The sequence below is a fragment of the Nioella sp. genome, assembly GCF_964229645.1.
In the GTDB taxonomy this organism is placed as follows: domain Bacteria; phylum Pseudomonadota; class Alphaproteobacteria; order Rhodobacterales; family Rhodobacteraceae; genus Nioella.
In genome coordinates, this window is sequence record NZ_CAXREX010000175.1 from 1 (window position 1) to 7,501 (window position 7,501).

General features: G+C 64.2%; 7 protein-coding genes. 1 reads left to right on the forward strand and 6 read right to left on the reverse strand.

The genetic code is table 11. The features are described 5' to 3' along the window. From ACEQXV_RS11530 to ACEQXV_RS11550, 5 genes are all read right to left on the reverse strand, one after another. A partial coding sequence (locus ACEQXV_RS11530; protein WP_370269261.1) for an AAA family ATPase occupies positions 1-313 on the reverse strand: 313 nt, incomplete at its 3' end. 56 nt (positions 314-369) lie between these two features. Continuing rightward, a complete protein-coding gene (locus ACEQXV_RS11535; protein WP_370269262.1) occupies positions 370-2,787 on the reverse strand; it encodes an aerobic carbon-monoxide dehydrogenase large subunit in 2,418 nt (805 codons plus the stop codon). Then, complete coding sequence (locus ACEQXV_RS11540) at positions 2,784-3,278, reverse strand: (2Fe-2S)-binding protein (protein WP_370269263.1); 495 nt, start codon at positions 3,276-3,278, stop codon at positions 2,784-2,786. Before ACEQXV_RS11540 ends, ACEQXV_RS11535 begins: the two co-directional genes overlap by 4 nt. Before the next feature lie 11 nt (positions 3,279-3,289). After that, a complete protein-coding gene (locus tag ACEQXV_RS11545; RefSeq protein ID WP_370254578.1) occupies positions 3,290-4,123 on the reverse strand; it encodes a xanthine dehydrogenase family protein subunit M in 834 nt (277 codons plus the stop codon). Positions 4,124-4,263: 140 nt separating this feature from the next. Beyond that, entirely contained in the window at positions 4,264-5,376 is a 1,113-nt protein-coding gene (locus ACEQXV_RS11550; RefSeq protein ID WP_370254579.1) for an MHYT domain-containing protein, read from the reverse strand. Between the two features lie 201 nt (positions 5,377-5,577). Between ACEQXV_RS11550 and ACEQXV_RS11555 the strand changes: the two genes are divergently transcribed. Continuing rightward, positions 5,578-6,987 (forward strand): aspartate aminotransferase family protein, encoded by a 1,410-nt coding sequence (locus ACEQXV_RS11555; RefSeq protein ID WP_370254582.1) that lies wholly within the window; start codon positions 5,578-5,580, stop codon positions 6,985-6,987. Between the two features lie 53 nt (positions 6,988-7,040). Here the strand turns inward: ACEQXV_RS11555 and ACEQXV_RS11560 are convergent. Then, the coding region (locus ACEQXV_RS11560) for a GNAT family N-acetyltransferase (protein WP_370269265.1) at positions 7,041-7,501 on the reverse strand (461 nt) is incomplete at its 5' end.

Sequence of the window (7,501 nt, forward strand, 5' to 3'; positions counted from 1 at the left end):
GGTATTTGTCGGCAAAGAGCGCCTCTTCGCTGGCGCTGCCTTCGGCGGCGCGAATGGCCAGCAACTGGCGCTGGTAGTTCCACTCGTAAATCGCGTGAGAGGCATCGAGCCCCTCGTAGCATTGCAGGCGGATCAGCCGCGTATCGCGCAGGCTGGCAAGGGCCTTGGCCACCTCGGTCTTGCCGACGCCCGCCGGGCCTTCCAGCAGCAGGGGACGGCCAAGCACCTGCGCCAGATGGATCGCCATCGCCAGACGGTCATCGGCGACATAGCCCGAGCGGGCCAGACCTTGCTGGATGTCGGTGACGCTCATCGAACCCTCCCCGGTTCGGGCCGCCGCGCGTTTCCCCGCGGCGGCCCGGAGTTCCATCAGCCGTGCAGGCCGAGACCGTTGGCGATCTTCCAGATGCGCCAGTGGTCATGCGGCATGTGGCTTTGCACCAGCCCGAAGGGTCGGAAGGCATCGTGCACCGCGTTCGAGAAGGCCGGAACACCGCCCACGTTGGGGCTTTCGCCCACGCCCTTTGCGCCGATCGGGTGATGCGGGCTTGGCGTTACCGTGTGGTCGGTGGTGTAGTTGGGCGTTTCCCACGCGGTCGGGATGAAGAAATCCATCAGCGTCCCGGTCTTGACGTTGCCCATCTCGTCATAGGCAATCTCCTGCCCCATGGCGATGGCCAGCGCCTCGGTCACGCCACCATGGACCTGCCCCTCGATGATCATCGGGTTGATCCGGGTGCCGCAGTCATCCAGCGCATAGAACTGGCGGATCTCCCACTCGCCGGTATCCACGTCGATCTCCATCACGCAGATATAGGCCCCGAACGGGTAGGTCATGTTCGGCGGGTCATAGTAGCTGACAGCCTCCAGCCCGGGTTCCAGGCCGGGAATGGCCTGGTTGTAGGCGGCGAAGGCGATCTCTTTCATGGTCTTGAAGCGCTCGGGCGCGCCCTTGACCACGAAGCGATCCACGTCCCATTCGACGTCGTTGTCATGGACCTCCAGCAGGTAGGCCGCGATCATCTGCGCCTTGGCGCGGATCTTGCGCGCGGCCATGGCCGTCGCGGCCCCCGCAACCGGGGTCGAGCGCGAGCCGTAGGTGCCCAGACCGTAGGGCGCGGTATCGGTGTCGCCCTCCTCCAGCGTGATGTCATCGGCGGGAAGGCCGATCTCGCTGGCGATGATCTGCGCGAAGGTCGTGGCATGGCCCTGACCCTGGCTGATGGTGCCAAGCCGCGCGATGGCCGATCCGGTGGGATGGATGCGGATCTCGCAGCTGTCGAACATGCCAAGCCCGAGGATGTCGCAGTTCTTGACCGGACCCGCCCCCACGATTTCCGTGAAGTGGGTCAGGCCGATGCCCAGGAGCTTGCGCGTCTTGCCGGCCTTGAAGTCCTCGACCCGCTGCGCCTGTTCCTTGCGCAGGTCCTCATACCCCACGGCTTTCAGCGCCTTGTCCCACGCGGTGTGGTAATCGCCCGAGTCATATTCCCAGCCAAGCGCCGACTGGTAGGGGAACTGGTCGGCCCGGATGAAGTTGATCCGACGCAGCTCGGCTGCATCCATGTTGAGCTTGATCGCCAGAACCTCGATCATCCGCTCGATGAAATAGGCCGCTTCCGTCACCCGGAAGGAACAGCGATAGGCCACGCCGCCCGGTGCCTTGTTGGTATAGACCCCGTCTACCGCGAGAAAGGCAGTCGGGATGTCATAGGACCCGGTGCAGATGTTCATGAAGCCTGCGGGGAACTTGGTGGGGTCGGCACAGGCGTCGAAGCCGCCATGGTCTGCCGTGGTGTGACACCAAAGCCCGGTGATCTTGCCCTCTTTCGTGGCCGCGATCTTGCCGTGCATCCAGTAGTCGCGGGCAAAGGCCGTGGTCATGAGGTTTTCCATCCGGTCCTCGATCCACTTCACCGGCTTGCCGGTGACGATGGAGGCGACGACAGAACAGACATAGCCCGGATATGCGCCCACCTTGTTGCCGAAGCCGCCGCCAATATCGGGGCTGATCACGCGGATATTGTGCTCCGCGAGGCCCGAGATCAGTGACACCACGGTGCGGATCGCATGCGGTGCCTGGAAGGTGCCGTAAAGCGTCAGCTTGCCGGTGACCTTGTCCATCGAGGCCACGCAGCCGCAGGTTTCCAGCGGGCAAGGGTGGGTGCGGTGGTAGTAGACCATTTCCTCGGCCACCACCTCGGCGCCACCCAGCACTTCTTCGGTGCCGTCCTTGTCGCCCACTTCCCAGGTGAAGATGTGGTTGTGGTGCTTGCGCGGGCCGTGCGCCCCCTCGGTCTGTCCCTCCAGGTCTTCGCGCAGGACGACGTCAGATTTCAGCGACTCGAACGGGTCGGTGATGACCGGAAGTTCTTCGTAGTCCACTTCCACAAGGTCCACGGCATCCGCCGCGATGTAACGGTCCTCGGCCACCACGTAAGCGACTTCCTGGCCCTGGAACAGCACCTTGCCATCGGCCAGCACCATTTGCTTGTCGCCCGCGAGCGTCGGCATCCAGTGCAGGCCAAGAGGCGCGAGGTCCTCTGCCGTCAGCACCGCGACCACGCCGGGCAGCGCCAGCGCGGCCTCCTTGTTCACGCTCTTGATGCGCGCATGGGCGTAGGGCGAGCGGACGAAATCGCCAAACAGCATCCCGTCCATCTTGATGTCATCGACATAGTTGCCCTTGCCTTGCGTGAAGCGCACGTCTTCTACCCGCTTGCGCGAGCAGCCCATGCCCTTGAGATTGGCAGCGCGTTCTTCGGGGGTCATGCTCTGGTCGTTCATTCCGCAGCCTCCTTCTGGGCGTTCAGCATGTCAGCCGACGCGAGGATTGCCTTGACGATGTTCTGGTAGCCCGTGCAGCGGCAGAGGTTGCCAGCCATGCCGAAACGCACCTCTTCCTCGGTGGGCGTCGGGTTTTCCCGCAACAGGCGATGCGCGCGAGTGATCATGCCGGGCGTGCAGAAACCGCACTGAAGCCCGTGATGTTCGCGGAACATCTCCTGGATCACGCCAAGGCTGCCATCTTTGTTGACGAGCCCCTCGACCGTGGTCACATCGGCCCCGTTGGCCTGCGCCACGAAGACGGTGCAGGACTTCACGGACTTGCCGTCGATATCGACCGTGCAGGCGCCGCAATGGCTGGTTTCGCAACCGATATGGGGGCCGGTGATCCGCAGGTTTTCCCGCAGGAAATGGATCAGCAGGGTTCGCGGCTCTGCAAGGCCTTCGACCTCCTTGCCGTTCACTTTCAGTTTTACATGCATCTTCGACATTTGGTGTCTCCTCAGCCCGCGCGGCTCATGGCGCGCGCGATGGCGCGGCGCAGCATGACGGCGGCAACATGTTTCTTGAACTCGACCGGGCCGCGGTTGTCGGCAACGGGATCGATGGCATCGAGCATGGCGGAAACGCAGCCTTCCACGTCACCACCCGCAAGCGCGGCGCTGGCCTCTTCCGACCAGATCGGCGTGTCCGCGAGGTTGGTCATCGCAACCGAAGCCGACCCGTTCCCGACCATCACGGCAGCAGCGGCAGTGGCGTAGTCGCCGATCTTGCGCTTCTGCTTTTCATAGGCCTGACCAACGCCAGCCCCCGGAACCGGGATCATGATCCGGGTCAGGATTTCCTCGTCCTCGCGGGCGGTGAAATAGGCGGCTTCGTAGAAATCGCGGGCAGCAACGCTGCGGGTGCCATCGGGCCCCACCAATTCGAAGGACGCATCGAGGCACTGCATCAGCCCCGGCATATCATTGCCCGGATCGCCATTGGCGACATTGCCGCCGACAGTGCCCATGTAGCGCACCTGCGGGTCGGCGATTTGCAGCGCGGCCTCGCGAATGATCGGCACCGCCGCGGCAAGCGCATCATTGGTGATCAGTTCGTTCTGCGTGACCATCGCGCCGATGGTGACGGTGTCTGCACCCACGTCGATGCCCTTGAGATCAGCGATCCCCTGAAGGTCGACGAGATGCGACAGCGCCGCCATGCGCAGCTTCATCATCGGGATCAGGCTGTGCCCGCCCGCGATGACCCGCGCTTCGTCTCCGTGCTGTTGCAAGATGCCAATGGCCGAGGCGATGTCGCCCGGCCGGTGATACTCGAAACCGGATGGTATCATGTGTTTTCCTCCCTGCGCCCGGGGCCTTGGCCACGCGGGTCTGCAAGAAGGAAACTAGCGGCATGCGGTTGTACTCCAGCGACCGGAAACGGGGCGCGCAGTCTGTTTCACGAAATGCGAATGGGCTGCACGAGTTGCGATCAGAGCCCGAGCGCCTCGCGAATGTCGTTCAGGCGCGACCGACTGATCGGCACCTTGGGCAGAGACTCGACACCCTCGAAATAACAGGTGCCGTTGTCCTTGTGCCGCTCGAAGCCGGATACATGCGCAGGGTTCACGAGGTAACTGCGATGAACCCTCAGGAAGCCCGAGGGAACAAGGCGCGTTTCTGCCTCGGTGATGGTCCAGGGACAGAAGAGTTTTTCGCGCCCCATGTAGAGCACCGTGTAGTGCCCCTCGGCCCGGATTGCCGCGATCTTGTCGGCCTGGGCAAAGAAGGTCTGGCCTTCGCGTTCAAAGGGCACGCCTGCACGCGCCGTGGTGCGAACGGGTGCCGGGGCGGGGGATGGTGCCTCGGCGGGTGCCGCAGGGGCGGCCCCCGCCGCCTGTGGCTCGATGAAGGTGATCCCCGTCAGCAGGAACGCCCCGCACAGCAGGAAGACCGATACGGTCACCCCCATGGCAAGCACCTGGTTGTTCAGAAACGGCCCGGCGCCGCTTCCCGTGTCGCTGGCCATGAAATCGGTCATCAGCGTCGCCACGAAATGCATGGAAAAGACCGCCAGTCCGAAACAGATGGTCCCCAACAGGATGTTGCGATGCGTGCGGGCGTCGTAGGCGACCCAGATCGCCAGCACCGACAGCACCAGCGAGGCCAGCGTCGATACCGCGATGTCGAAGGGCGTATAGACCGGGCGGCACAGCTGCATCCCGGCCATGCCGATATAATGCATCGCGACGATGCCCAGCCCGACAATCACCCCGGCCCCGACGATCACCGGCGGGGTGCGGGGGCGGAAATGCAGCAACAGCAGCGCCAGCCCCACCATCAGGATCGCCACCAGGGCAGAGATCAGCGTGATCAGCGCGTCATAGTAGAACAGGATCGGCAGTTGCAGGCCGAGCATGGCCACGAAATGCATCGACCAGATGCCACCGCCGAGGATGACAGCGGCAAGCGCCACGATGAACTTGCGCCGCTGCCGATCCATCGCCGACGCCCCGTGGGTCAGCGACAGCCCGGTAAAGCCTGCCATCATCGCAACTGCCAAAGAGGCCGCCACCAGCCAGCCATTGTGGGTGAAGTCGAGCATGATCTCCCTCGCGCCCTCCCCGGCGCTGCGGCGACGGTATCAAACTGTCCCGCGTCACGCAATTTGGTCTGGGTGGGTACGGTGTCCAGCCCAATGCCCCCCTTGCCTCTGCCTGGCTTTCCCGGCAGGCTGCGCGCAATCCGAGGCCACGGGCGCACCTGCGCCGGCGCTTCGCTTCCCTCCTTCGCAAGGACCACCCCGATGAACGACCGTATCAACCTGTCTCTTGCCGATCTCGACCGTACCAGCCTGTTTCACCCCGTCTCCTCCATCCACGATATCGAGGTGAACGGCCCCATGATCTATAGCGGCGCCAAGGGCGTCGAAGTGACCCGCGACACCGGGCAACGCCTGATCGACATGGGCGCCGGCCTGTGGTGTGTGAACGTAGGCTACGGCCGCAAGGAACTGGCCGAGGCCTCCTCCAAGGCAATGGAGGCGCTGAGCTTCCAGCACTTCTTCGGCAGTTCGTCGGCAGAACCCACGATCCGCCTGGCCGACCGCCTGCTGACGCTGTTTCGCGAAACCGTTCCTGGTTCGGACATGGCGCGGGTCTTCTTCGGCACCTCCGGGTCCGACGCCAATGACACCGCCTTCAAGCTGGTGCGCTACTACAACAACCTGCGTGGCAAGCCCGCCAAGAAAAAGATCATCGCCCGCAAGGGGGCCTATCACGGGCTGACGCTGGCCTCGGGCAGCCTCACGGGTATTTCCGCCTACCACACGGCCTTCGACCTTCCGATCGAGGGCGTGATCCATGCTGAATGCGCCCATCACTACGCCTTCGCAGAAGCGGGCGAGGACGAAGCGGCCTTCGCGGACCGACTGGTGGCAGAGCTGGAAGACATCATCGCGCGGGAAGGGGCCGACAGCATCGCCGCCTTCATCGCCGAACCGGTGATGGGCACGGGCGGCGTGTTCATCCCGCCCGCGACCTATTTCGAAAAGGTGCAGGCGCTTCTCGACAAGTATGACATCCTGATGATCGCCGACGAGGTGATCACCGGATTCGGGCGCACCGGGCAATGGTTCGGGTCTGGCACCTATGGCCTGCGTCCCGATATCGTCTCGCTCGCCAAGGGGCTGACCAGCGCCTATTTCCCGATGTCGGCCTCGATCGTGTCGAACCGTATCTGGGACGTGCTGGCCAAGGCTTCGCCCGAGATGGGCGTGTTCATGCACGGCTTCACTTATTCCGGGCACCCGGTGGGCTCTGCCGTGGCCCTGGCCAATCTCGACCTGATGGAACGCGAGGGCATGGTCGGCAATGCCGCGCGGCTCGGCCCGGTGCTTCTCGACGCGCTGCGCGCGAAGGTGGGGGATAACCCTTACGTGGGCGACATTCGTGGGGTTGGCCTGATGGCAGCGGTTGAATTCGTGGCTGACAAGGCCACCAAGCAGCGCTTCCCCAATGGCACGGCTCCCCACAAGATCGTGGCCAAGCACGCGATGGAAGCAGGCATCCTGACCCGCGCCCTGCCCTTCCTGCCGGTTACTGCCTTCTCGCCCCCGTTGTCGATTAGCAAAGCCGAGATCGACGAGGCAACCACACGCTACGCCAAGGCGCTGGACGCGGCCATGCCCGAGCTTCAGGCATTGCTGGCTGGATAAGAGAGGTCCCGGCAGCCCGCCCATCCGGGCGGGGTGCCGGACCCCGTGGCGTGTTAATCGGCAGACAGGGCGGCGATCACCTGTTCGCAGCCCGTCACCGCCTGATCCTGACGCCCGGCCCTTATATGCCCAAGAACACGGGTCAGCGCTTCGGCGGCATTGGCGCTGTCCAGGGCTTCCCCGCGTGCCGGAACGCGCCTGCGTATGGACAGGCTGCGCAGCTTGCGCTCAGCCGCGCCGAAGCGCGCCGCGTCCGCGGCCTCCACCTGCCCGAAATCATACAGCCCGAACCCGTGCGCAATGGCCCATTCGATGCTGGCCATGTGCAGGATCGTCTGCACCGGGACCTCGGATGGAGCAAGCCCGCCCTGACCCGCGTGAACCCGCCCCAGGTCGCGATCGACGAGATGCGCCAGAACGCCCAGAGGCTGCCCGTCCTCTACCAGCATCGGCATGAACAGAACGCCAGCGTCATTCGCCTCGCTCAGAAGCCGTTGAAGCCCGTCCTTAGCCC